The 24,823-nt window shown below is 61.7% G+C and carries 24 protein-coding genes and 2 tRNA genes; 10 read left to right on the forward strand and 16 right to left on the reverse strand.

Going from position 1 to position 24,823, the window contains the following annotated elements:
• The first annotated feature begins 184 nt into the window (after positions 1-184).
• Positions 185-1,420 carry a polyhydroxyalkanoate depolymerase gene (locus ACFPO9_RS20205; protein ID WP_379774058.1) on the forward strand — a complete coding sequence of 412 codons (1,236 nt, stop codon included), beginning with the start codon at positions 185-187 and terminating at the stop codon, positions 1,418-1,420.
• A 327-nt stretch (positions 1,421-1,747) separates the two neighbouring features.
• Here the strand turns inward: ACFPO9_RS20205 and ACFPO9_RS20210 are convergent, their stop codons facing one another.
• The 4 genes from ACFPO9_RS20210 to ACFPO9_RS20225 all read right to left on the reverse strand — a co-directional run bounded on the left by ACFPO9_RS20210 (position 1,748) and on the right by ACFPO9_RS20225 (position 6,142).
• Entirely contained in the window at positions 1,748-3,400 is a 1,653-nt protein-coding gene (locus ACFPO9_RS20210) for a hypothetical protein (RefSeq protein WP_379774060.1), read from the reverse strand.
• A gap of 101 nt (positions 3,401-3,501) precedes the next feature.
• The gene (locus tag ACFPO9_RS20215) at positions 3,502-4,419 is read right to left on the reverse strand and encodes a hypothetical protein (protein WP_379774062.1); all 918 of its coding nucleotides are present in this window, start codon (positions 4,417-4,419) and stop codon (positions 3,502-3,504) included.
• A gap of 770 nt (positions 4,420-5,189) precedes the next feature.
• Positions 5,190-5,579 (reverse strand): YfeK family protein, encoded by a 390-nt coding sequence (locus ACFPO9_RS20220; protein ID WP_379774064.1) that lies wholly within the window; start codon positions 5,577-5,579, stop codon positions 5,190-5,192.
• A 98-nt stretch (positions 5,580-5,677) separates the two neighbouring features.
• Complete coding sequence (locus ACFPO9_RS20225) at positions 5,678-6,142, reverse strand: RcnB family protein (protein ID WP_379774066.1); 465 nt, start codon at positions 6,140-6,142, stop codon at positions 5,678-5,680.
• A gap of 121 nt (positions 6,143-6,263) precedes the next feature.
• Between ACFPO9_RS20225 and rsxB the strand changes: the two genes are divergently transcribed.
• Both rsxB and nth read left to right on the forward strand, forming a co-directional pair.
• A complete protein-coding gene (rsxB, locus tag ACFPO9_RS20230; protein WP_379774069.1) occupies positions 6,264-6,974 on the forward strand; it encodes an electron transport complex subunit RsxB in 711 nt (236 codons plus the stop codon).
• Positions 6,971-7,648 carry an endonuclease III gene (nth, locus tag ACFPO9_RS20235; RefSeq protein ID WP_379774072.1) on the forward strand — a complete coding sequence of 226 codons (678 nt, stop codon included), beginning with the start codon at positions 6,971-6,973 and terminating at the stop codon, positions 7,646-7,648. Before rsxB ends, nth begins: the two co-directional genes overlap by 4 nt.
• Here the strand turns inward: nth and ACFPO9_RS20240 are convergent.
• The 6 genes from ACFPO9_RS20240 to ACFPO9_RS20265 form a co-directional block, all read right to left on the reverse strand.
• Positions 7,638-7,997, reverse strand: coding sequence for a nuclear transport factor 2 family protein (locus tag ACFPO9_RS20240; protein WP_379774074.1), 360 nt, complete (start codon positions 7,995-7,997; stop codon positions 7,638-7,640). The two genes, nth and ACFPO9_RS20240, sit on opposite strands and share 11 nt — an antisense overlap.
• Positions 7,998-8,015: 18 nt before the next feature.
• Positions 8,016-8,981 carry a S41 family peptidase gene (locus tag ACFPO9_RS20245; protein WP_379774077.1) on the reverse strand — a complete coding sequence of 322 codons (966 nt, stop codon included), beginning with the start codon at positions 8,979-8,981 and terminating at the stop codon, positions 8,016-8,018.
• 124 nt (positions 8,982-9,105) lie between these two features.
• Positions 9,106-10,437 carry a hypothetical protein gene (locus ACFPO9_RS20250; RefSeq protein WP_379774080.1) on the reverse strand — a complete coding sequence of 444 codons (1,332 nt, stop codon included), beginning with the start codon at positions 10,435-10,437 and terminating at the stop codon, positions 9,106-9,108.
• Positions 10,434-11,897 (reverse strand): hypothetical protein, encoded by a 1,464-nt coding sequence (locus ACFPO9_RS20255; RefSeq protein WP_379774083.1) that lies wholly within the window; start codon positions 11,895-11,897, stop codon positions 10,434-10,436. The genes ACFPO9_RS20250 and ACFPO9_RS20255 overlap by 4 nt, the downstream gene beginning before the upstream one ends.
• Positions 11,898-12,323, reverse strand: a complete 426-nt coding sequence (locus ACFPO9_RS20260) for an ExbD/TolR family protein (protein WP_379774086.1) — start codon at positions 12,321-12,323, stop codon at positions 11,898-11,900.
• Entirely contained in the window at positions 12,313-12,972 is a 660-nt protein-coding gene (locus ACFPO9_RS20265; RefSeq protein WP_379774088.1) for a MotA/TolQ/ExbB proton channel family protein, read from the reverse strand. Before ACFPO9_RS20265 ends, ACFPO9_RS20260 begins: the two co-directional genes overlap by 11 nt.
• Before the next feature lie 188 nt (positions 12,973-13,160).
• Between ACFPO9_RS20265 and ACFPO9_RS20270 the strand changes: the two genes are divergently transcribed.
• Genes ACFPO9_RS20270 through ACFPO9_RS20280 form a run of 3 tightly spaced genes read left to right on the forward strand, consistent with a single transcriptional unit; the run spans position 13,161 to position 14,843 of the window.
• Complete coding sequence (locus ACFPO9_RS20270) at positions 13,161-13,637, forward strand: hypothetical protein (RefSeq protein ID WP_379774091.1); 477 nt, start codon at positions 13,161-13,163, stop codon at positions 13,635-13,637.
• Between the two features lie 29 nt (positions 13,638-13,666).
• A complete protein-coding gene (locus tag ACFPO9_RS20275; RefSeq protein ID WP_379774094.1) occupies positions 13,667-14,338 on the forward strand; it encodes a hypothetical protein in 672 nt (223 codons plus the stop codon).
• 10 nt (positions 14,339-14,348) lie between these two features.
• Complete coding sequence (locus ACFPO9_RS20280) at positions 14,349-14,843, forward strand: hypothetical protein (RefSeq protein WP_379774097.1); 495 nt, start codon at positions 14,349-14,351, stop codon at positions 14,841-14,843.
• 21 nt (positions 14,844-14,864) lie between these two features.
• Here ACFPO9_RS20280 and proB read toward each other — a convergent pair whose 3' ends face one another.
• The 5 genes from proB to rplU form a co-directional block, all read right to left on the reverse strand.
• Positions 14,865-15,983, reverse strand: coding sequence for a glutamate 5-kinase (gene proB, locus ACFPO9_RS20285; RefSeq protein ID WP_379774099.1), 1,119 nt, complete (start codon positions 15,981-15,983; stop codon positions 14,865-14,867).
• A complete protein-coding gene (locus ACFPO9_RS20290; protein WP_379774102.1) occupies positions 15,980-16,390 on the reverse strand; it encodes a hypothetical protein in 411 nt (136 codons plus the stop codon). The genes proB and ACFPO9_RS20290 overlap by 4 nt, the downstream gene beginning before the upstream one ends.
• A gap of 1 nt (position 16,391) precedes the next feature.
• The gene (cgtA, locus tag ACFPO9_RS20295; protein WP_379774105.1) at positions 16,392-17,504 is read right to left on the reverse strand and encodes an Obg family GTPase CgtA; all 1,113 of its coding nucleotides are present in this window, start codon (positions 17,502-17,504) and stop codon (positions 16,392-16,394) included.
• Between the two features lie 172 nt (positions 17,505-17,676).
• Positions 17,677-17,949, reverse strand: a complete 273-nt coding sequence (gene rpmA / locus ACFPO9_RS20300) for a 50S ribosomal protein L27 (protein ID WP_258847947.1) — start codon at positions 17,947-17,949, stop codon at positions 17,677-17,679.
• Positions 17,950-17,987: 38 nt separating this feature from the next.
• Positions 17,988-18,299 (reverse strand): 50S ribosomal protein L21, encoded by a 312-nt coding sequence (rplU, locus tag ACFPO9_RS20305; RefSeq protein ID WP_230020535.1) that lies wholly within the window; start codon positions 18,297-18,299, stop codon positions 17,988-17,990.
• Positions 18,300-18,613: 314 nt separating this feature from the next.
• On the opposite strand from rplU, the gene ispB reads away from it, so the two are divergent.
• From ispB to ACFPO9_RS20325, 4 genes are all read left to right on the forward strand, one after another.
• The gene (ispB, locus tag ACFPO9_RS20310) at positions 18,614-19,603 is read left to right on the forward strand and encodes an octaprenyl diphosphate synthase (RefSeq protein ID WP_379774109.1); all 990 of its coding nucleotides are present in this window, start codon (positions 18,614-18,616) and stop codon (positions 19,601-19,603) included.
• Positions 19,604-19,654: 51 nt separating this feature from the next.
• Positions 19,655-19,731 (forward strand) — tRNA-Pro (locus tag ACFPO9_RS20315).
• A gap of 38 nt (positions 19,732-19,769) precedes the next feature.
• Positions 19,770-19,846, forward strand: a tRNA-Pro gene (locus ACFPO9_RS20320).
• Positions 19,847-19,996: 150 nt separating this feature from the next.
• Complete coding sequence (locus ACFPO9_RS20325) at positions 19,997-21,649, forward strand: site-specific integrase (RefSeq protein WP_379774112.1); 1,653 nt, start codon at positions 19,997-19,999, stop codon at positions 21,647-21,649.
• A gap of 52 nt (positions 21,650-21,701) precedes the next feature.
• Here the strand turns inward: ACFPO9_RS20325 and ACFPO9_RS20330 are convergent, their stop codons facing one another.
• Positions 21,702-24,821, reverse strand: coding sequence for a type I restriction endonuclease subunit R (locus ACFPO9_RS20330; protein WP_379774114.1), 3,120 nt, complete (start codon positions 24,819-24,821; stop codon positions 21,702-21,704).
• Between the last annotated feature and the right edge of the window lie 2 nt (positions 24,822-24,823).

A 24,823-nucleotide genomic window follows, 5' to 3' on the forward strand; every position in this document is an offset into this window, starting at 1 on the left:
TTTTTCTTATGTAGGGCACCTAACCGAAGGGACCTGGGGAACTGTGATACTAATGTTGCATCGCACTATTTTTTTCAATGGCGTTCATCATTCCATGTTGCCCCACGCCAAGCCAGTTGGCCTATAATTGATTGATCTGCCGAACAAAAAGTTCGTAAAAGCAGAGCAATGTGAAGGAAATAATATGCTTTATCAACTGCACGAGATGCAACGCTCCTTCCTGAACCCGCTGATGCAGTGGGCCGACGCCTCTGCCAAACTGTTCTCGAATCCGGTCTCGCCATTCGCCCACACGCCGTTCTCCCAGCGTATCGCCGCGGGCTATGAACTGATGTACCGCCTGGGCAAGGACTACGAAAAGCCGGGCTTCGACCTGAACTCGACCACGATAGACGGCCAGACCGTCGGCATCATGGAACGCACCGCGGTCAGCAAGCCCTTCTGCAAGCTCCTGCATTTCAAGAAAGACATGCCGGACGCGCAATTCGCCGCGCTCAAGCAGCCCACCGTGCTGGTGGTCGCCCCATTGTCGGGGCACCACGCCACGCTGCTGCGCGATACCGTGCGCGCTCTGCTGCCGGACCAGGACGTCTTCATCACCGACTGGGTCGACGCCCGCATGGTGCCGATGGCGGACGGCCCGTTCCACCTCGACGACTATATCTATTACGTGCAGGACTTCATCCGCCATCTCGGCCCGGACGTGCACGTGATCTCGGTCTGCCAGCCGACCGTGCCGGTGCTGGCCGCGATCTCGCTGATGGCGACCAACAAGGACCCGAAACTGCCGAAATCGATGGTCATGATGGGCGGCCCGATCGACCCGCGCAAGTCGCCGACCGCGGTCAACGACCTGGCCACCGAAAAGCCCTTTTCGTGGTTCGAAAACACCGTGATCTACGCGGTGCCGGGCAACTATCCGGGCTTCGGCCGCAAGGTCTACCCCGGCTTCCTGCAGCACGCCGGCTTCATCGCCATGAACCCGGGACGCCACGCCCAGAGCCACCGCGAGTTCTACCAGCACCTGGTGCGCGGCGACGACGACTCGGCGGAAGCCCACCGCAAGTTCTACGACGAGTACAACGCCGTGCTGGACATGCCGGCCGAGTACTATCTCGAAACGATCAAGACCGTGTTCCAGGACTTCGCCCTGCCGAAAGGCACCTGGAAAGTCGGCGGCCAGCTGGTGCGCCCGCAGGACATCGAGAACGTGGCCCTGTTCACCATCGAAGGCGAACTGGACGACATTTCCGGCGCCGGCCAGACCCACGCCGCGCACGAGCTGTGCACCGGCGTCCCGGCCGACAAGCAGCAGCAGTTCACGGCGCCGAAGTGCGGCCACTACGGCATCTTCTCGGGCCGCCGCTGGCGCGAGATCATCTGTCCGATGATCGGGGAGTTCATTCGCAAGAATGCCTGACCGTTCAGGCGAGTCCATGAAAAATGCCGCGGAAACCCGCGGCATTTTTTATGCGTCTATGCTACGACGCTGTTTTGCTTGGCTAGCGACTACGTACCACCCGGCTTCGACTGTCCAATCCAAGCCAAAGTAGAAAAAGGACATTAATACGTAGCTGTTCTTCGTCCGTGCGCGATGCCGCAGAAACTAAGTGTCTTCGACCAAGAGAGCATCCAGCTGGCATTTATATGAGACTCTAGGTCCAAAAGATGAATATCGAATTGTTTGTGCCGAGCAGGTAAATTAGCTCGCAATTTCAATATGCAATATTTCTTAGAGCTTTCGATCTCACCTTAAAATTGTGAAAGCATCCGGGTGCACGCCTGTGCTAAGCTGGAAATGCTTATCCACCCATTCTTTAATCGTAGAGCTGGAAAATTTGCTTGTCAACCAGTGATAGTCGTATTCGAATGGACCATCATCTACTAGCCATTGGCGCGTCATCTCGTAGATAGAAACCCATATGTAAAAATCGTCTAAGAGGCGCTGGAGTGTCACCTCGTCTTTACCCGGCGCCGCTCTAGGATAAACATCCAAATCGGCTCGGTTCAGAAAAATCGCTGCGTGCTCGCCAAACAAAGCTTCGACTGTCTCAGTGTCGAGCGCTTGGCGAAAACTTGTCATGCACATTCCAGGCCAGCAAAAAAACTGAGGAGCTGCCAGCTTATCACGTTGGATTTGAGTGAAACGTCCAATTAGTACCCGTATAGGGAAATTTCCCGCAGCGTATTGAAACGTCCGGTCCTCTTCTACTAACACGTTCCATCCGGGGTGCTCATCAGCGTAGTGCACCACGGCTTCGGCGAGCTGTTTAGGACTAGGGCTTAATATTAAGTCGCTGAGCCGTTGGCTTACTTTCCAATATTCCTCTGAGCTATAAGTGATGATTGACCGTTTGAAATCGTCTCCTTCATTTTTCGCACATACACAAAGAAAAAGAAACCGCCATGCCGGATCGGTGGACCATATCAACGCGGATGGGTCAGTCATAGGCAAGAAAAGCCCTTCAGATGGGGAAAGTGCTACGTCGCAAATGAGAAGAAAGAGCCCTACGATTGGATCATCAACCGTTGCCGGCCATTCCTCTCCTACAGAATCTAGAAATAGTTCGAAAGCGCGGCCATACACCCCTTTTAGCATTCCCCTCCCACGAATGTCCTCCCACGAAAGACGGCCTCCACTAGCTCCAAAGAGGTACTGCAACTGTGAGAAGCGCGCTTGCCCCTCAAAAATGTCCCTTGCTCCAATTGGTGGAACGTCCACTGGTGACCCGAGGTAGAATCCTTTGACCTTAGATGTGCGCAACTCGTCCATGGCTACCTCCCATTTTATTGGGTGCGGCAGCATTTCATAATTTGGGTCTACCGTCGCGGCAATGAGCCAGCTGGTGGCTCCAATCGCCATGCGATAGGAGTGACCGACGCTCATGAAATAAGGATTCTCCGTGACGCTAGCCACAAGCTCTACAGGGTTAATGACAAGTTTCCGGAAAAACTCTAAATCGTGCCAGTTGTTGAGAACAATGTTGAGCGCTGCATCTTGACCGTCATCGTCATCTAACAACTTCTCAGCAAGGCTTAACAGCGGCTTGACGGCACCATGCTTTTCCAAAACTTCGTTGAGACGATTCCGGTTCATGTGCGCGTGGGCTGGCTGCAAAAAACTCAACATGAGCCCGGCGCTAGTACCTGCGTGCTGCCACCAGTGAATTGTTTCATGGAGATAGGTAGAAAAGGCCTGAGCTGCATCCCAAGATTTGCATTCGCGCATAGAAAGCTCACCACCCTGAGATTCTAGAACATGATGGAGGTCCGGTCTTAGGCGAACCACGAAATCCAGCGTATTATAAGAACCTAAGGCTTCAAGACTGGTTGTTCCGTGCGCGCTCGAAAGCGAATTAGCTTCGTCATCGGACTCAACAAAAACACCTTCTAAGTTCATTGACTTCCCCAACCAGTTTAAAATTACGATAACAAATTGCCACAACTTTCAAGTCGCGGACATTGTCCTTTTTTATTTTTCGCTATGACCAAGGAGACTGCTTATGTGCTCTCGGGTACACTCTGATCTTGGTCCGTTGAACGTATCCGTTGAGCCTCAATGCCTCGTTGAACTTGCTCCCTCGCTTCGGCCGTACTTCCATTTGACCAGGTTGAGTTGAGTGATAGCGGATCTAAAACGGATTTGATAGTTGCACATTCATAATCAAGGAGCGGACGGCCGGCCATAAACAATCTACCATTTTTGACATTAGGCCAGAAAATTCCGACGTCCGCTGAGTTCATGAATTGGTAGACCTTGACGGCTTGAGGCGCGCCGCCAATGCTCTCGTTGGGATCGGCCTGCTGGAGGAAGTCGCGTATCACTTCGAACGGCTCTAAGTTGAACTTAGCGGATGGGGGCTGACGCATGTCTTTGCCATATCTACTTTGTACAAGTGCTTTGAGGTTCGTCCGCATCTCGGCAATCCATTCCGGATCGCCCGCTATCTCCACTTTCCCCAACCCCCCAAACTTGTTGCTTCCCAAGCGTTCGTCTGATCTGAAGGTGTTTGAGGCTTCGTCAAATTCAATACGCCAAATCCTGAACTCCTTACTCCACCAGTCGTACCCGCCGAACAGAAAGGTTACGTCGGGAACGTTCTCACCACGGACAAAGTTATGCACTTCGCGCTGCATTTGATTCAGAATATTTAAGATGTGCGATTTGAACTTCGCTAATCCTAAGGCTCGAGTTTGTGATGGAAGATGGAGGTCTGCTGCGTTGATTGCCGCTACGATCATCGGGTAGGCCCAATCGGTCCCGCCTGCGAAGCAAATCGCGGCGTCCGAACGCGCAAAGCGAAAGGTCTTCTGGCAATGGTCGAATCGCTTTCCATTGCTTAGCCGGCTGTCAGAGCAAAGAACCAGCTCTTCAGCACCGCTCTCAAGTGTACGTACCCAGGCAGCTGCAATCGTCATTTGATGCTCAATCCCTTTTCAGTGAAAATAAGACTAGTGGCTAGTTCCGCTAACGGGCAATTTGTATAAATTCGACCTGATCGTATAAGTTCATTTCTTTCCGGTGCCTCAAACGCTACTTTTTCCACTAACACGCCTACAGCACTCTATCCCTCTATCAACTCGCTTACTGATGAGTGGTAGATCGTGATACAAGTATGCGCTCGCGCCCAGCACGAACTTGTGCACAATCTGGCTGTTGGATTTGTGGGCATGAGGACATTGTAGTTGCTTTTTTGCATAGAATGCTTTTAAAAATTTCCAGCTTTAGACCCGTCATAGGTTTTTCGACAAGAACTCAAGAGCCGAATTAGAAAAACCAGCAGAGACCAACTCCTAGTCGCCCAAGCAACGCGGATGCTTCATTTTGGCAGCGACGTTTTACGTAACGCGTAAGAAAGCGCTAACGGAACATGTCAACCCGGCACTCTTTACTGGATACACAAGCCTAGCTTGATGATGCAATAAGCGTCGAGGTTGAACAGGTCCGGCAGGTGAACCTGTAGGTCTACGAGACGATAATGTGTGACAATAGTTGCGACGCGAAGGAATGGATATCGCTCAATGCACGGTAGAGCCCTTGATGCGCAGGCCGGACTGCGTGGTGTGGCAAACGGAAAGAATATGCTCGCTAGCGTCGCCAATCCGACACTTTGAGGGATTTGTGACAATAGAGCGAGAATGACAGCAAGAACCTTCACTCGCGAGCCAGCAGCTCGGGAACACATCTTTTACTCGTGCCCCCCGTCCGGCTGCGCGGCCCGATACCGCGCCAGCTCGCCGTTCAGCCACTGCGCGCTGGTGATCGGCTGCGCATTGCCGCAGCGGACCTGGTAGGCCTTGTGGCTGAAGCTGCTTTCCGAGGCGGCGCGTTCGATGAAGGCCTGGGTGGTCGGCGCCAGACTGCGGCGCTGCAAGTACGCGTATTTGTCCTGCAAATGGTCGCGCGCCGCCTTGCTGTCGTGCCAGCTGCCGTTGCGGTTGAACTGGCAGCCGGACTGGGCGACGAAGTCCAGCAGATGGGCGATTTCCTGGCGCGCTTGCGGGTCCTGCTGGGCCGACGCGGGCATGCTCGCGCACAGCGCGGCGGCGGCAGACAAGCGTATCAGTGGTCGGCGCATTGGTTCTCCTCACGACAAATTGCCGCTTGCCATGTGGTGCATGGCAATGCGGCTTCCGGATCACCTACCGGGGCCGCCGCATCGGGCAGCCCTCGGTTTCAGTGATTGATGATCAGGTCAGCGATGATGCCGGTAGCTACTGCCGCCAGCACATAATCGCCGCCTGTCTGCACCCAGTGGTAACCCCGCGGCGGTGGCCGCAGATGGTGTTCCCGATAGTTGTTCACCACGTACTGGTGGTTGCGGTAGCGCTCCGGCAGCCGCTGGCCGCGGCGGAAGCTGTGATCCGGACCCGCGCCATCCCAGCGGCGTTCCTCGCCCCAGCCTTCGTTGCCGGCGCGGCCGCCGCCGCGTGCCTGGTAGCCGTCGCGGCGATCGTCGCGGCGGCCGTCATGACGGTCGTCGTTGCGCTTGTTGTCTCGGTCGCGCTGGCTGTAGCGGGAACCGTCGTTTCGGTCGCTGCGGTCACGGTCGCCGTGATAGCGGTCCTGAGCGAAACTCGGGGTGCTGGCGCCCATCAGTGCGGCAAGCAGCGCCGGAATAATGAGGTGCTTCTTTTGCATAAGACCCTCCTGTCGGTTTATTGCCTGGATCCAGTAGACCACCAGGCGGCCTCTGCACTCGGTACGTTGCATCACCTAAAGATGTAGGACTTCGCCGCGCCTGCCCATTTAGCGGATAATGATGGTTTCGCAAATTGCTCGACCCGCCGTGACAAAAACCCTCGCCGACCAGATCGAAGACCTGTTGCCGCAGACGCAGTGTACGAAGTGCGGCTACCCCGCCTGCCGCCCGTACGCGGAAGCGATCGCCAGCGGCGAGGCCGACATCAACCGCTGCCCGCCCGGCGGCATGGAAGGTGTCGCGCGGCTGTCCAGCGTGACCGGCCGCCCCGTCATCCCGATCAATCCGGCCAACGGCCTGGAGCGCCCGCGCCCGGTCGCCTTCATCGACGAAAGCCTGTGCATCGGCTGCACCCTGTGCATCCAGGCCTGCCCGGTCGACGCCATCCTCGGCGCGCCCAAGCAGATGCACACCATCCTGCCCAGCCTCTGCACCGGCTGCGACCTGTGCGTGGCGCCCTGCCCGGTCGATTGCATCGCCATGGTCCCGAACCGCGACGACCCAAACGGCGAGCGCACCGGCTGGGATGCCTGGTCCCCGGCGCAGGCCGACGCCGCCCGCGCGCGCCACGATTTCCGCAGCGAGCGCCTGCAGCGCGAGAAGGACGAGAACGATGCGCGCCTGGCCGCCAAGGCCCTCGAAAAAATGCGCGCGGTGACGGCCGAAGAAACCAATACCGCCGAAGAGCTGGCCGAGAAGGAGCGCAAGCGCGCCATCATCGCCGCCGCCATCGAGCGCGCACGCCAGAAGGCCGCGGGAAAGCCCGAATGAACCCCGCCAAACGCTACGAGATCTTCACGCGCTTCCGCGAAGCGAATCCCCATCCGACCACCGAACTCGAATACAGCACGCCCTTCGAATTATTGATTGCGGTGCTGCTGTCGGCGCAGTCGACCGACGTCGGCGTGAACAAGGCCACGCGCCGGCTATACCCGGTGGCGAACACCCCGCAGGCCATCCTCGACCTGGGCCTGGACGAGCTGAAGACCTATATCTCGACCATCGGCCTGTACAACAACAAGGCGAAGAACGTCATCGCCACCTGCGAGATCCTGGTGAACCAGTATGGCGGCGAAGTGCCGCGCGAGCGCGAGGCGCTGGAATCCCTGCCGGGCGTGGGTCGCAAGACCGCCAACGTGGTGCTGAATACCGCCTTCGGCGAAGCGGCGATGGCGGTCGACACCCACATCTTCCGGGTCTCGAACCGCACGAATATCGCGCCGGGGAAGAACGTCGACGTGGTCGAACAGAAGCTGCTGAAGTTCGTGCCGAAGGAGTTCCTGCAGGACGCCCACCACTGGCTGATCCTGCACGGCCGCTACACCTGCGTGGCGCGCACGCCCAAGTGCTGGAACTGCATCATCGCCGACCTGTGCGAGTACAAGGACAAGACACCTGCGCCGAAGAAGGTCCTGCCGCCGTCCGTGCCTTCGCTTACGGATTGAGAAGCGTCATTGCGCCGGGCGCAAAGGAAGCGCGCCGGATGCGTCCATCGATCACCTCATAAATGCACAGCATCTCGAGCGTGCCCACGCCTTCCGGGAAGTTGCGGGTGATGAGTTCGAGGTCGGTCACGAAATTCCCCATCACGGTGCGCGACAGCAGGCGCGCATGCAGGTCGGGCTCCGTGAAGCGCGCCACGTAGCGCGGGCGGATCTCTTCTGCTCCCCTGGCCAGGCGCTCGCCGTGCAGCGCGAACTGCTCGGCGTCCGGCGCGTAGGCGCGCATCAGCGCACCGATGTCTTTGGAATTGAAAGCGTCCAATTGGGCCTGGACGACGGCGAGGGGTGTCATGTTTTCCATCGCCCTAGTCTACAAGGTTTGCGCGGCGGCGATGGCCTTCGCCGCCAGCGCCTGCGCCGTCTCCAGCGCCTGCGCCTCGCCGACGCGCACGTCGGGCTGCACGCCCTTGCCTTCCCAGTCCGCGTGCGTCACGGAATTGAGCGTCTGGCGGTTCGGGATGCCGCCGATGAAGTGCGCGCTGAGACGGAAGCCGCGCCCGCCGTGCGCGCCGCCGCCGGTCGGGACGCCGACGATGGTCGCGCGCTTCAATGCCTGCAGCGTGTAGGCCAGGTTCTCGGCCGCCGAAAAGGTCTCCTTGCCGACCAGGATGAACACCGGCTTGCGGCTGCCGAAGCGCTGGTCGTTCGCCACCGGCTGGGTCCACATCGGCAGCACGCGCCCGATGCCGCGGGTGAGCTGGTCGTTCAGGTGCACCGGCTTGTCGTCGAACAGGTAAGCGCACAGCTGGGTGACGCTATCCGGATTGCCGCCGCCGTTCTCGCGCAGGTCGAGGATCAGAGCGGCCGCATCGGCCACCGCGCCCATCTCCGCGGCGATCGCCTGCCCGGCGAGGATGGGTTCCGGGAATTCGTCGATCCGCACATAGGCGACATTGCCGGCGAGCCGGCGGCTGTCCGGGAAGCCGAAGCGGCGCTTGCTCACGGCGCGCATCATCCGCTCCATGCCGCGCACACGCATCTCGATGTCCATCGTCGCCGGATGGGGCACCTGGTTCTGCGGGCGGTCGGGCCCTTCCTCTTCCGCCATGTAGGCGACTTCGGCATGCTTGTCGCGGGTGAGTTCCTGCAGATCGCCGGTCAGGCGCGCCGCGAAGCCTTCGGCGTCGCCGATGCCGTCGTAGGCGCCGCCCGCCAGGCGCTGGCGCAGGGTCGCGGCCGTGCGGACGCCGACGTCCGCGAGCACATAATGCCGGGTCATGCGCTCGGCCAGGGTCTCCACGACCTCGGTCCTGGTCGCCTGGTCGACGGGCGGCATGGCGATGGCGGCCTGCCCTGCACACAGGGCGAGAACGAAGGTGGCGATGGGCGCGCTGATGGCATGTGGCGGAATTCCTTATATTTGGTGGTTTCGTTTTGCGGCGCCGACGGCGGCGTAAAAATTACTTCGTCAGCACCAGCGAAAAAAACAGGGCGCCCAAGCCGTTCGACAGCTTGAAGAACAGCTTGTTGCGGCCCTGCCTCAAGTGCACGACGCGCTTGCCTTCGCTGAAGTTGTAATCGCGGCCATGGGGATTGTCCGCGGCCTTGACCTCGCTGTAGAACGGTCCCTTGGCCACATGCCTGCCGCGCCAGACCAGCACGTCGTTGAGCCACAGCTGCGCGTCGTCGTGGGCGCCGACCCAGATCGTCAGGTCCCGTTCCTTGTCGACCATCAGCTCGGTATAGCCGTAGTACACGGCCTCTTCGGCAGCCTGGGGCGGAACCAGGGGATAGTTTGCCGAGTCGACGTATTCCCACTTGAGCAGGCGGCCGTCCTTGCCGCGATAGGCGGCATCCAGGACCACGGCCTGCTCGGGCGGATCGGGCGCAAGCCACGCGTCGCCATGCTTGCGCTCGAAGGGGCCGATCAGGTACCAGCGATTGACGTAGACGCGGTCGGCATAAGGGCCGCCGGGTCCGACGATGCGTCCCGTGCCCTTGACCCTGGCGCCGGCGGGGACCTCCGGAATGCGCACGATGGTGGAATCGACGTCGTCGTGATTGCCCGCCACAATATTGCCCTCGATCCCCCGGCCGGCCCGGTCGGAATGCATGAATGCATCGATCGTCCGAAACACGGACGACATGGACAAGCCGCCGGGGCTTTTCGCGCCCGCGGGGGCGCCGCCGACTTGCGCGCCTGGCCCGCCCTGCCGCGCAGCGCTGCCGCTGCGTAATTCGCCTGCCGCCACGCGCGTGCCGTCCTGCTGCTGCTCCCGTTGCAGGCCGCGCCGGGCCAGAGCGTCGCGCGCCTTCGCTTCGAGCTGCTCGATCTTCACCGCCGCATCGACGGGTTTGGCGGCTTCGGCCCCGGCCGGCTCTTCCGGCTTGGTCGTCTGCGCGAGCTTTTCCAGCGCTTTCTGCTTCGGGATGCGGAGCAGCTTCGCCAGCCGTTCGGCGCGGTCGTTACGCTCGATCTCGTCGATCTTGCGCGACAGCTCCCTGGCTTCCTTGAGCAGTTCTTCCGGCGTCCTGGGCTGCGCGCTGAACTGCACCTCGTCGTCCTTGTCAGCCGTCCCCGATTCCAGCTGGGACTTGATCCGGGCCATGTCGCGCACGCGCTTCTCCAAGCGCGCCCGTTCCGTCAGCCGCTGGCCGGCGTCGACCAATGACTGCTCCCGGCTGCGCTGGATGCGCTGCTGGTCCGGTTCGACGCGATAAAGCACGCCGAGCAGCGCGGCATGCGCCACAATCGACAACAGCAGGAATGGGTATCGGCGGCGCTGGATCACTTTGACAGCACCACCGAATAAAACATCAGGTCCACGCCGTTGTACAACTTGAGCAGGATGCTGTTGCGCCCCTTGTTGAAGTGCAGCCGGCGCTGGCCTTCGCTGAGGTTCAGGGTGTGCCTCTCGGGCAGCGTCATGAACGGCTGGCGGTACCAGGGCTTGTCGACGTTGTCGCCGCTGAGCCAGACCAGGCGGTCGTTGAACCACATCTTGGTGTCGTCGTCGCCGCCGATCCACACCCACAGGTCCATGTCGCGGTCGACCACGACCTCGGTGTAGGCGTAATACACGGCGTTCTCGGCGCGCGGCAGCGGGATCGATGGGTAGTGCGCATCCTGCTGGAAGGTCCAGCGCACCGGCCGGTCGTTCTTGCCGTAATAGACCGCGTCGAGGTCGACGCCACGTTCGGGCGGATAGACCGCGTTCTGGCTGTCATGGCCGGCGCCTTCGAAGGGGCCGATCACATACCAGGTATCGAGGAAGATGCGGTTGGCGTAGGCGCCGCCGGCGCCGATCGTGTGGCCGCGGCCGGTGCGCATGCTTGCGGCGTCGACCGGCGGCGGCTGCACGTAGGCCCCGAAGCTGCGGGAGTCGCTGAAGGCATTGCTCGACATGTCGATGCTGCTGCCGGTGATCGCGCCGGGCGCGCCCAGCGCCAGGCCGCTGGCCAGGGCCTCGACCTTGCTGCCGCGCGAGGCCGAGTCCTGTGCGATGCCGCTCCCCCCTGGCCGGCCACCCTGGCCGCCCTGGCCGCTCATCTGGCCATTGCCCTGGCCTGGCCCGCCCTGGCCGGCCGACTTGCCGCCGCCCGGTCCCTGGCCGGCCTTGCCGCCTTGCGGCCGGCCAGGCTTCATCTCCCCGGCCTCCGGCTTGATGGCGACGCCCTGCTGCTGCGCCAGCAATTGCGCGCGACGCTGCGCCAGGGCAGCCTTGGCCTGTTGCGCCAGCTGGGCCACCTGGACTTCCGGCGATGCGTGCCTGGTCGGTGCGGGTCCGGGTTTACGCGCCTCGTCGCGCTGCACGCGCTTGAGGGCCTCGGCCTCGGGAATGCGCAACACGCGCGCCAACTCGGTGGCGCGGATCTTCTGCTGCACCTGTTCGATCTGGCGGGCCAGTTCACGCGCCCGCACGGCGGGGTCTGGCGACCGCGGAGCGTCCTTGCCGCCTTTGCCCTTGCCCTCGCCTCCGGCTACGCCCGCGCTTTCCGCCAGCGCATCGCGGATCTCCTCCATCGTGCGCAGCTCGCGCCGCATCTGGCGCTGCCCGGTGTGCTGCAGCGACTGCGCGACCTGCGCGCGCAAGCCGTCGTCGCGCTTGATGGCGACGTGCACCGGGCCGGCCATGTACAGGCCGGCCGCGAGCACGCCGTGCGCCGCCAGCGATGCGATCAGCCAGGGGTGGCGGCGCCACGGCTCGAGCATGCTCGAACGGTCCGGCCGGAAAGTCGCATCAAGATTCATTTACTGCCGCCGCGCGCGCATCGCGATATTGGTCAGGCCTTCGAACTGGCACAGGTCGAGCACGTGGACGATGGACTGGTAAGAAGCATTGCCATCGCCCTCGATGCGCACCGGCCGGCCCGGATGCGCACGCGCCTCGCCCGACAGGCGTGCATGCAGAGCCTCGATCGACAGCTTGTCCTCGCCGATCGCGACTTGGCCCGCGCGGTCGACCCGGATCACCAGCGGATCGGGCGCGGCGTCGGCCAGCTCGAGCGTGGCGGAAGAGCGTGGCAACGTGATCGGGATGGCCTTGTCCTTGTGCTGCGTCTCCTTCTGCTTGAACGAGGTCGCGACCATGAAGAACATGAGCAGGAAGAAGATGCAGTCGATCAGGGCGATCAGGCCGATCTCGGGCTGTTCGTCGTCGCCGAGCTCAATACGCATGGCTGCGCTCCTGCTCATGTTTCCGCGCGTGTTCGCGCGAGCGGGACTCGTCCAGCAGCCGGCCCAGCTGGCGTTCCAGCGTGATGCCGATGTTGACCATGCGGTTGCGGAAGAAGTGGTGCATCGCCAGCGAGGGCAGCGCCACCGACAGGCCGGCCGCCGTGTTCACCAGCGCCTTCGAGATGCCGCCCGCCAGCAGGGTCGGATCGCCCATGCCGTTGAAGGCGATCACGTGGAAGGCTTCGATCATGCCGACCACGGTGCCCAGCAGGCCGACGATGGGCGCGATGGTGGCGACCACGTTCAGTGCGTAGGCTTTCTGCTGCTGCAGGCGCAGCTCCGTCGATGCAATCTCGGCCGCGCGCGCCGACAGGGTTTCGATGGGCAGGCGCGGATGGCCGGCCAGGAATTCCAGCACGCGCGCCAGGCTGCTGCGGTCTTCCGCGGCGCGTGCGGCGAGGGCCTGGTAATCGCCGTTCCGCCACAGGCCGAGCGCCTCGTCGGCCAGCGCCTGGGGCGCCACCCTGCTCGTCCGGAAGTTGGCCAGGCGCTCGAAGCTCACGGCGACCGCCAGCACCGACAAGACGCCGATCACGACGACCCCGGTGCCGCCCTCCATCAACTGAGAAGCAAAATTCAGTTCCTGCATGGCGAATCTCTCCCTACGTAGTATTTATTTCTAATCAATGTATCATGAAATATCATTCGAATAGTATTTTTTATTGCTATTCAATAGAATGTCATTTCAGCATCGGCATTTGCCGACGCAATAATGTGCGCACATTGAGGCTGGAGATCCTGCTAGGCTGACAAGGTTTTCCTGAACTTGGCAATCTCATGCGTATCTCCTTCCGCAGCCTGCTGGCGGCAATCCTGTTCTGCCTGGCGGCCACCGCGACGGCGGCCGAGCGGCCGCGCTTCGGCTTCGCCGTCATCTGCGACGACCCTGCCCTCGCACAGGTCCTGCGCGCCGGCATCGAGGCCCGTTTCCATGCCGCCAGGGTCGACATCGCCGACAAGCTCCCGACCGCGAAGCTGTTCGTGTACGCGAACCGCGATTCGGGAGACCGCAAGAATCCGGAAGGCGTGTCGATCGCAATCGCCCATGTCTCGAATATGCCGACGGCCGTCCTGGCGCTCTCCTATGTCAAGCGCCAGGACGGCATGCCGGAAGAGATCCGCGCCATGCTGGGCGAAGAAGGCTTCCTGCAGCACCTGAACGTCGCCCACATGGACACGCCGAGCGACACGCAAGTGAACGAAGTGCTCGACAAGCTGGTGTCCACTTTCCTGAGCAAGTACCCCGCACAATGAAGCGCAGGACTGGACACAAGGGAAGCTGAATGCTGCTCGCCTACCTCACTTGCCTGCTTGGCGCCGCCAGTCCCGGACCCAGCGTACCGGCCGTGATGGGCATGGCAGGCCGGGATGTTCGGCTACGCCGGCCTGCGCATGCTGCTTTCCACTTCAATCACTGCACGATGATGACCATGAACGATATCTCCCGCTCTGCCCTGCTGCTTGCCTGCCTGACCCTGGCCAGTGCCTGCTGCAAGGCGGACCCCGCGCAAGACGCCGCCCGCAACATCGAGAACGCCCGCCGCGACGCCGAAGCCACACAGCGCAAGCTGGCCGCGCTCTCCCCCGCGTGCATTGTCGGCACCGCCGCGCAGGTGCGGGGCAAATGGCTGGTTGCGCCCAAGGCTGCTCCCGAACCTGGCCAGCCTTACACGATGGTCCAGCAGTTCGAGTCGGCAGCATTGACCGGCACTGTGCGTGCAGGCCTCAACCGCGCGGCCGTGCGTGCGCTCGAGAAGGTGGAAACGCGCGATGCGCAAGGCAAGTGGCGGGAGGCCGGACCGGTGACGGTCCACGAGACCGCACGCGGCTGCGACTACGTGTGGCTGCAGCAGGACCTGGGCGGCCAGCGGCAAGTCGAGGCGCTGCGCTACACCTTCCGCCGCAGCGACGATCCGGTGACCGTGGCCAACGCCGCCGTATTCCAATCCAATTGACGAGAACACCATGTCCGCATCGACCATGAAGCATTTGCACGCCGCCCTCATGGTGGCGCTGATGACCTTGACCTGCGCTGCCGCCGCACAGGACATCACCTCCACGACGGCCATCCGCTACGGCACTACGCCGGCGCTGGACTGCAAACAAGTGAGTAAAACCGGCGCGCCGGGCCGCTGGATGGAGGCGAACGGCGCCGCGGTGGAAGGCATCCCCACGCGCCGGATGCGCCTGAGCTTCAACAATCCGGTCGCCACCGACATGATCCATGCCACGATGAACGGCGCAGGCGCGCGCGAGCTGGCGCTGGTCGAGGTCCAGGACAGGAAGGGGGACTGGCAAAAGGTCTGGGAAGGAGAAATGATGCCGCCTGCCCCCGGCTTCGAGCAGACCTGTTTCGAGCAGCAACTGCCGAAGAAGCAGGTGGTGCAGGCGATGCGCTTTACCTTCCGCTCGGCGCAGGACGAGGTCGAGGTCAACCACGCGGCGCTGCTGCGCCGCTGACAGCCGCCTGGAACCAGCTTCTTACAGCAGGACCAGGTTATCCCGGTGCACCAGCTCGGGGCCTTCGACGTAGCCGAGAATGGCTTCGATCTCGCTGGAAGAATGGCGCATGATGCGCTTGACCTCGGACGCGGTGTAGTTGGTCAGGCCGCGTGCGATTTCGCGGCCGTCTTCCGCCACGCAGGAGACCAGCGCGCCGCGCCCGAACTCGCCGCGCACGCCCGAGACGCCGATCGGCAGCAGCGACTTGCCCTCTTTCGCCAGCTTCTGCACGGCGCCGGCGTCGAGCACCAGTTCACCGGCCGTGTGCAGGTGATCGACCATCCACTGGCGCCGCGCGGTGAGCCTTGCGGTCGGCGCCCGCAGCTGGGTGCCGATCGCTTCGCCGCCGGCCAGGCGCACCAGCACATTGTCTTCCCTGCCCCAGGCGATCACGGTATGCGCGCCCGAGCGCGCGGCGCGCCTGGCGGCCAGCACCTTGGTCAGCATGCCGCCGCTGCCGATACTGCTGCCGGCGCCGCCGGCCATCGCCTCGAGACTCGCATCGCCGGCCTGCGCTTCGGCGATCAGCTTCGCCGACGGATCCTTGCGCGGATCGGCCGAATACAGGCCTTTCTGGTCGGTCAGGATCACCAGCGCATCGGCCTCGATCAGGTTGGCGACCAGGGCGCCGAGGGTGTCGTTGTCGCCGAACTTGATTTCGTCGGTGACCACGGTGTCGTTCTCGTTGATGATGGGGACCACGCCCAGGCGCAACAAGGTCGTGAGCGTCGAGCGCGCATTCAGGTAGCGTTCGCGGTCGGCCAGGTCGGCGTGGGTCAGCAGCACCTGGGCGGTCTTGACGCCGTGGGTGGCGAAGCTGGTTTCGTAGATCTGGGCCAGGCCCATCTGGCCGCAGGCGGCGCAGGCCTGCAGTTCGTGGATGTCGGTCGGGCGGGCAGTAAAACCCAGGCGCAGCATGCCTTCGGCGATCGCGCCGGAAGACACCAGCACGACTTCCTTGCCGAGCGTGCGCAGGGACGCGATCTGGGCGGCCCAGCGCGCGATGGCGGCGTTGTCGAGGCCGCGGCCTTCGTTGGTGACGAGCGAGGAGCCGACCTTGACGATGATGCGGGCGGCTTGATGAATGACTGAGTTCATGGCGAGAGAAGCTTTCCTCGCGGGCGAAGCAGCAGCAGCGCCAGGCCGGCCAGCAATTCGATCCCGCTAACGACGAACAATAAACCCTGGGGCAGGCCGATCGCAAACGCCGCGACGATGCGGCCGAGCGGCTGCGCCAGGAGGAATAGTGCTGCGAGGTCGCCGAGGATGGGCTGGTCGCCCTGCCTGGCCGCCAACAGAGCCAGCCCCGCGGTGGCGAGGCGCACTCCGACATAGATGGCGTAGAACTGGCTGTAGCCGTTCACGCCGACGAGAAACAGTCCCATCGCCGCCGCCGTGCGGTCGGGATCCAGCATGGCCGACAGCGCGGCCAGCGAATTGACCGTGGCGATCGCCTGCAGCAGCTGGCTGCGCAGGCCTTGGCGGCGCGATGGGGATAGAGCCAAATCAGTCTTCGAGGATCTTGAAGCGCGGGTCCTCCGGATCGATCGAGGAAATGCCGCGCGCTTCCTCGGTCATCTGCGTTTCTTCCGAACGCTGCTCGGCGTGGCGCTTCTCTTCGAGGTATTTGTAGATCGCGTGGACCAGGTCTTCGCAGCCTTCGCGGTTCAGCGCCGAGATCTCGAAGACCGGGCCCTTCCATGCCAGCTTCTTGACGAAGTCCTTGACCAGCTTCTTGCGGTCTTCTTCCGGCACCACGTCCAGCTTGTTCAGCACCAGCCAGCGCGGCTTGTTGACCAGCTCTTCGTCATACTTCTCGAGTTCCTTGACCAGAGCCTTGGTGTCCTTGACCGGATCGCTCTTGCCGTCCGCCGGTGCGAAATCGACGATGTGCAGCAGCAGGCCGGTGCGGCTCAGGTGGCGCAGGAACTGGTGGCCCAGGCCGGCGCCTTCCGCCGCGCCTTCGATCAGGCCCGGGATGTCGGCGATCACGAAGCTCTTTTCGTGCGAGACGCGCACCACGCCCAGGTTCGGATGCAGGGTCGTGAACGGATAGTCGGCGACCTTCGGACGGGCGTTCGAGATGGCGGTGACGAAGGTCGACTTGCCGGCGTTCGGCATGCCCAGCAGGCCGACGTCGGCCAGCACCTTCAGCTCCAGGCGCAGCGCACGGCGCTCGCCTTCCTTGCCTTCGGTCTTCTGGCGCGGCGCGCGGTTGGTCGAGGTCTTGAAGTGGATGTTGCCCCAGCCGCCTTCGCCGCCGCGCGCCAGCAGTTCCTTCTGGCCGTGCTCGGTGAGGTCGGCGATGATCTCGCCATTGTTGTCATCGATGATGATGGTGCCGACCGGCATGCGCATGACGACGTCTTCGGCGCCTTTGCCGTAGCAGTCGGAGCCGCGGCCCGGTTCGCCGTTCTTCGCCGTGTGCACCTTGGAGAAGCGGAAGTCGACCAGCGTGTTGATATTGCGGTCGGCTACGACCCAGATCGAGCCGCCGCGGCCGCCGTCGCCGCCGTCAGGGCCGCCGAACGGGCGGAACTTCTCGCGGCGGAACGAGGCGCAGCCGTTGCCGCCGTCGCCGGCGATGACTTCGATTCTTGCTTCGTCGATAAACTTCATGATGGACCACCAAAACTGAGGGCTATGTCACTGTTAAATGTGCCACAAGATGGGCCCATGGATACGCACTTAACGGTGACAGCGCCGGAAATTAAAAAGGCCCTACCTGTGGGCAGAGCCTATCGAGTCGCGGAACCGCGCCTGGGCGGGGTTCCGCTGCGCCGCTGATGAATTAAGCAGCGACTGCTTCAGCAGCAACGACGGTCACGTACTGCTTCGAACCGACGCCTTGCTTGACGAACTTGACCGAACCGTCGACCAGCGCGAACAGGGTGTGATCCTTGCCCATGCCGACGTTGGTGCCCGGACGCACGGTGGTGCCGCGCTGACGCACGATGATGCCGCCTGCGTTGATCGACTGGCCGCCGTAGACTTTCACGCCAAGGCGTTTGCTTTCTGAGTCACGGCCGTTGCGGGTAGTACCGCCGCCTTTTTTGTGTGCCATTTAGATGCTCCTTGATGACTGTTGAGGACGCGCGGCAATTAGCCGTTGATCGCAACCACTTGGATTTCGGTGTAGTTCTGGCGATGGCCCTGACGCTTCTGGTAGTGCTTACGACGACGCATCTTGAAGATACGCACTTTGTCGTGGCGACCCTGCGAAATAACAGTCACGCGAACCGAAGCACCTTCCACCAGCGGAGCACCAAACTTGATGCTCTCGCCCTCGCCTACTGCGAGAACCTGATCGATAGTGAGTTCGGAACCAATGTCTGCCGGTATCTGTTCGATTTTGAGTTTTTCGCCAGCGACAACTTTATACTGCTTGCCACCGGTTTTTATGACCGCGTACATGATTTGAAACCTCATTGTGTGTTTGAAGAAATTCCGACGAATCCGGCGCGACAACATGCTCGGGATTCGGGGAACAGAGGATTATACATAAATTGGTGCAGGGCGTCAAAACATCCGCATCCCATCATCCCCGCGAAGGCGCGAGGCTGCGCCTCGCTCCGAGTTGTGTGAGCGGCCTGCAACAAACCTGGATTCCCGCCTTCGCGGGAACGACGTATCTCTGCATTGTGTGAAAAAGCGCGGGTTTTGCTTGCTTATCGTATAATCGCGCCACTTAACACATCCACATCGCTCTCAACGTAAGCAGGTCCGCCTTGTCCGCCGCTACCAACACCGCACAACAGAACCCCATCACCCGAACGATCGCCACCGACATGGAGGCCGTCAACGGCGTGATCCGACAGCGGCTGCAATCGGACGTCGCATTGGTGAACCAGATCGCCGAATACATCATCGGCGCCGGCGGCAAGCGGATCCGTCCGGTGCTGGTGCTGCTGCTGGCGAACGCCTACGGCTACAAGGGCGCCGGCCACCACGAACTGGCGGCCGTCGTCGAGTTCATCCACACCGCCACCCTGCTGCACGACGACGTGGTCGACGAATCCTCGATGCGCCGCGGCCGCCAGACCGCCAACGCCATGTTCGGCAACGCGGCCTCGGTGCTGGTCGGCGACTACCTGTACTCGCGCGCCTTCGAGATGATGACCAGCCTGGACAACATGCGCGTGATGGAAATCCTGTCGCGCGCCACCACCGTCATCGCCGAGGGCGAAGTCCTGCAGTTGCTGAACATGCACGATCCGGACGTCACCCAGGAAAGTTATCTGACCGTGATCCGCTCGAAGACCGCCAAGCTGTTCGAAGCCGCCGCCCAGCTCGGCGCGCTGGTGGCCGGCGCGAACGACGCCCAGATCGACGCCGCCGGCGAATACGGCCGCTCGCTGGGCACCGCGTTCCAGTTGATCGACGACGTGCTCGACTATGCCGGCGACGCCAGCGAGATCGGCAAGAACGTCGGCGACGACCTGCGTGAAGGCAAGCCCACCCTGCCCCTGATCTACGTGATGGAAAACGGCAGCCCCGAGCAGCGCGAACTGATCCGCAGCTGCATCGAACAGGGCGACGAGACCCATTTCGACGCCGTGCTGTCAGCGGTCACCACCAGCGGCGCGCTCGACTATACGCGCCGCGAAGCCGAGGCGGCAGCCCGGCGCGCGGCCGGCGCCATCGCCGACCTGCCGGAGAGCGAATACAAGCAAAGCCTGCTCCAGCTGTGCAGCTTCGCAGTTGACAGGAACCATTGAGGCAACTATAGTGACGGCTTCCCGAGATTCGGCAACGAGTCTCGAACCAGTCGGGGTGTAGCTTAGCCCGGTAGAGCGCTACGTTCGGGACGTAGAGGCCGGAGGTTCGAATCCTCTCACCCCGACCATCTGTTTTTCTCCCTCAGCAGTACCAGTCAATACCAGTCGGGGTGTAGCTTAGCCCGGTAGAGCGCTACGTTCGGGACGTAGAGGCCGGAGGTTCGAATCCTCTCACCCCGACCAAGAATTCCCTTATAAAACAGCGAGTTATGAACTCGCTGTTTTGCATTCTGGATGGTTCAGTGGCAAATCAGTGGCAATGTCCTCATTTTGCACTGGCATGGACTACTTTTCGAGCTATACGGTGTTCCACAACTACGGAGCATCGCCACCATGGCATCCATCGAAAACCGTTCACGCATCCAGGTTACCGTCAAGAACCGCGACGACCTCACCAAGCAGTTCGCCTTCAGCGCTGACAAAGCTATTCAAGTATATGTCCAGCAGCTGCGCGACGAAGGGCTGAAACCCCGCCTGGCCAGCCTGAACGACCACTACGTCGTCCGCACGCGCAGCGTCGGCGCAAAGAACCAGTGCATCGTCGCTCACAGCGAGGCAGAAGCCATCGACATCAAGCACCGCCTCGAGAGCGAACTGAGGCGCGGCCTGTTCATCGACTACGGCAGCGGGCAGAAGGCAAGCCTGGCTGACCTGCTGGTTCGCTACCTGCGCGAGGAAGCACCGCGCCACAAGAGCTTTGAAGTCGAAGGCTACAAAATCAACGCTTTGTTAGAAGACGCGGGCTTGCCCAGAGAGGACACGGCCGCCATCGTGGCGGCGCATCCCAACCCGCATCCGAAAGTAGTCAGCGGGAAGAAGCGGAAGGCTACCGGTGTACGTGTCGGGCAGCCTTCTGAAACGGGAAAGTTCATCCGCAAGCCGTTTGCCGCCGTTGTTCCTGACGATTTCATTGACTATATCGACGAACGTTGCCAGGTCGTCGAGCCCGCCACTGTAGACCGGGAAATCGACCTTTTTTCGGCTGTCTGCAACCTTGCCATCGACACTTGGCGCATTCACGTCCTGAAGAACCCGATGGATGGCGTGCGCCGCCCGCGCTACTACAATGAACGCGACCGCTGCCTATCGCTTGATGAAGAAACGCGGCTGCTGGGTGCCGCGCGCGACGAGGACCGCGAACAGTCCATTGACCGCCGTCTCGAAGAGCTGATGCAGGACGAACGACAGGAAGCGGATAACGCCGCGACCACTTACCGCCGCAAGCAGATTGTGAAGGATGCTCGCCAGCGTTACCTGCCTGAAGCTGAAGCTACTTGCCGCCACCTCCCCCTGTTCGAGACCTTCATCCACTTTCAGTTGATGACCGGGGCGCGCCGGAGCGAAACGCTGACCCTGACCTGGTCGAACGTCAACCTAGAAGCGCAGACCGCCTACCTCCCTGAGACGAAGAATGGCCGCGCCAGGAAGCTGCCCCTACGCCGCGACCTAGTCGAGATGCTGCGTCAGTTGCCACGCGACAGCGACATCGTTTTCCCGCTCAGCGTGGACGGCCTGCGCAAGGCATGGGCTCGGATTTGCTCAAAAGCGGGTCTGACCGGGGCCGCTGAACTTCGGGTGCACGACTTGCGCCACGAGGCCATTTCACGTGTTGCCGAGGCAGGAAGTAACACACCTGGCGGTTTCTCTTTGGTAGACCTCCAGCATTTCAGTGGTCACCGCGATGTGCGCATGCTGCTGCGTTACGCCCACCTGTGCACGCAGCACCTTGCGAAGCGTCTGGACGCAGCATTTGCGGACAATGAGCAAACGACCACTCACCACGGCATGCGGCGACTCAGGAAAGGCGCCAACGTGACACTGACGGAACTTGTTGCCACGAACGCGACCGAGCCGGACGAAGCCGACCAGGAGGAACATGAAGCTTCGCATGGACCCAGCACAGTGCCGGCAGCACTGGCCAGCACTTCCCGGTCAAACTCCTGCGATAACGTCGTTCATATCGACTTCAAGCGGCGAACTGCGTAGGTACATGGCTCAAGATGCCCGCACATCGCGGGCATCTTGAGCAAGCGCCCTCTCAGAGACGCGCCGCCGGACTGCCAGGGCCTGATTTGGCACGCAGCGCCTCGTAAAGCTGGGCTGGTCCAAGCAGGATGTCGCGCAGGCCTTCGCGCACACGTTCCGAACCAAGGGCCTGTGTGCTCATAGTCTGATGGGCGTCCAGCGCATCCATAATGGCATGCATTACGGCGTCCTTGAGGTCGGGCGAGTTGGCGAACTGCTCCTTACTGTTGCTGGCGGCTTGGCGCATCAAGGTTTCGTTCTCCAGCAACTTGCCCTTCAGGACACCGTTGACATACACAAGCTGGTCATCGTCCGTCAGCTCGCCCTCGAACAAACCGTTCACCTTCTCGATGATTTCGTTCAGATAGGCCTGCTGTTTTTCCTGCACGCTGCCGCTGCCAACCGCGTCCATAGGCGGCAGCTTGTAGCTGCCGTCGGCATTCAGACCCATAGCCTGCTTGCCATAGCTCTTCAAGGTATGGTGCGTCAGCACGACCTTACTGAGGTCCACGGTATCCCGTTCGCGGCCGAAGTCGAGTAACGGAACGAGGCGCTTGTAGAACAGGAAGCGCTTCTCGATGTCGGTATTGCCGTAGTCGAAAATCTGGCTCAGGAACGCATACAGGCGCGTATAGGCGCCCATGTCGTTCTTGAATAGCAGCAGTGCCTCTAACTGGTCCTTGGCCGCACGCGCGCCCTTCTCGTCATTCTTCTCCTCTGCCAGCGCCATGTCCTGCTGCGCCGCCTTGTAACGCTTGAGCAAACGGTCGGCAACGGGAGCGATGGCGGCATCGAGCTGCTTTTGGGTGCCGTTCGGGTCTAGGTCCACCTTAGCGACGCGGTCCACTTCGTAGTCATCGTAGAAGCCGGTTGCATCCAGCTTGGCGCGGAGGTCATAGACCAGGTGCGGGTCGGTAACCGCCTCCATCTCGGCGGTCTCGTAATAGGTCTTGAAGGCCTTGAGGATTTCCGCCGGCTCGTTCACGAAGTCCAGCACGTAAGTCGCGTCCTTGCCTGGATACGAGCGGTTCAGGCGCGACAGCGTCTGGACGGCTTGGATACCGCCGAGAATCTTGTCAACGTACATGCCGCACAGGAGCGGCTGGTCGAAGCCGGTCTGGAACTTGTTTGCTACTAGCAGAATATGGAAATCCGGCCCCTTGAACACCTCGCGAATGTCCCGGCCTCGCAGGCCCGGATTCAAGGCGTCGCTGGTCTCGGTCACCGCCTCAGGGAAGCTTTCGACATCCTCTACTTCGCCGGAGAACGCAACCAGCACGCCCAGCGGATAATTCTGCTTGGCAACGTAGGCGCGGATGGCCTTCTGCCAGCGCACGGCCTCCTTGCGACTGCCAACCACCACCATCGCTTTGGCCTTCCCTTCCAGCAGCGGCTGGACATTCTCGCGATAGTGCTCGACCACGATTTGTACCTTGCTGGCGATGTTGTAGGGGTGCAGCCGCACCCATTGCATCAGGCCCTTCATCGCCGTGCTGCGCTCGACGGCCTTGTCATCCCATTCCTGCCCATCATGCGCCAGCTTGAAGGCGAGCTTGTAGCTTGTGTAATTCTTGAGCACGTCGAGGATGAAGCGTTCCTCGATGGCCTGGCGCATCGAATAGACGTGGAAGGGTTGCGGCAAGCCATCCGCCCCTTTGCGACCGAATAGCTCCAGCGTCTTGGCCTTGGGCGTCGCGGTAAAGGCCACGTAGGTCAGGCCTTTCACTCCGGCGCGCGCCTCCATCTGCGCCGCCAGAAACGCTTCGGCGTCCACTTCGCCACCATCTTGCAAGTCGGCCCACTCCTGCGCCGACAGTAATTGCTTGAGCTTGGCTGCCGCCTCGCCGGTCTGCGAGCTGTGGGCTTCGTCGGCGATGACCGCGAAGCGCTTGCCTTCGGTGGCCGCCAGTTCCTGCACGGCCTGTAAGGCGAACGGGAAAGTCTGGATGGTGCAGACGATGATTTTCTTGCCGCCCTTGAGCGCCTGACCGAGCTGGGCGCTCTTGCTGCCGTGCTCATTGGTGATGGTGGCAACCACGCCGGTGGTGCGCTCGAAATCGAAGATGGCTTCTTGCAACTGGGCGTCCAGCACCGTACGGTCGCTGACCACCAACACGCTGTCGAAAAGCTTGTTGTGCTGCGCGTCATGCAGGTCGGCCAGGAAGTGCGCCGTCCAGGCAATTGAGTTCGTCTTGCCAGAGCCGGCCGAATGCTGAATCAGGTAACGCTCGCCAGGGCCCTTGTCCAGCACGTCGGCTACGAGCTTGCGCGTGGCGTCGAGCTGGTGATAGCGCGGGAAGATAACCGCCTGCGGCTGCTTCTTGTCGTTGCGCTTGCAGATGAGGTAGCGGTGCAGGATGTCCAGCCAGCTATCGACCGCCCAGACCTCTTCCCACAGGTAGGCCGTGGCGTAGCCACCGGGATTGGGCGAATTGCCTGCGCCACCGCCGTTGCCCCGGTTGAAGGGCAGGAAGGTGGTAGCCGTCCCCGCCAGCCGGGTAGCCATCATGACTTCGGACTGACTAACGGCGAAATGCACCAGGGCGCCGCCCGGGAAACCGAGCAAAGGCTCCAGCACGCCGCCCTTGGGCTGCGGATGGCGGTCTTCGCGATACTGGTCAACTGCATCATGCACGCTCTGGGTGAAGTTGCTTTTCAGTTCTGCCGTGGCGACGGCGATGCCGTTCAAGAACAGCACGAGGTCGAGTTCAGCCTTAGGATTGTTGGGAGAATGGCAAACCTGACGCACCACGCGCAGCCGGTTCGAGGCGTACTTCGCGCCGATGGCTGGGTTTATGGCCAGCGCCGGCTTGAACTGCGCTAACTCCAGCGGCGCCGGGAGCCCCAGCAACTCTACGCCCCGGCGCAGCACGTCGAGCGTGCCACGCTCGTTCATATTCTTGCGGATACGGTCGGCCAGCACCTGGGACAGCGCGGCGCCATGGGTCTTGGCGAGGCGCTGCCAGCTGTCAGACTGGGTTGTCTCAATCCAGGCCAGCAAGTCGGGCAGGAACAGACCGCTGGCACGGTCGAAGCGAGCGGCGTCGCCTTCTTCATACAACCAGCCATTGGCAGCCAGGTGGGCGCATATTTCGGCTTCGAAGTGGTGTTCCTGGTGCAGGTTTTGGCTCATGT

This window comes from Massilia aerilata (genome assembly GCF_042656905.1).
GTDB lineage: Bacteria > Pseudomonadota > Gammaproteobacteria > Burkholderiales > Burkholderiaceae_D > Telluria > Telluria aerilata.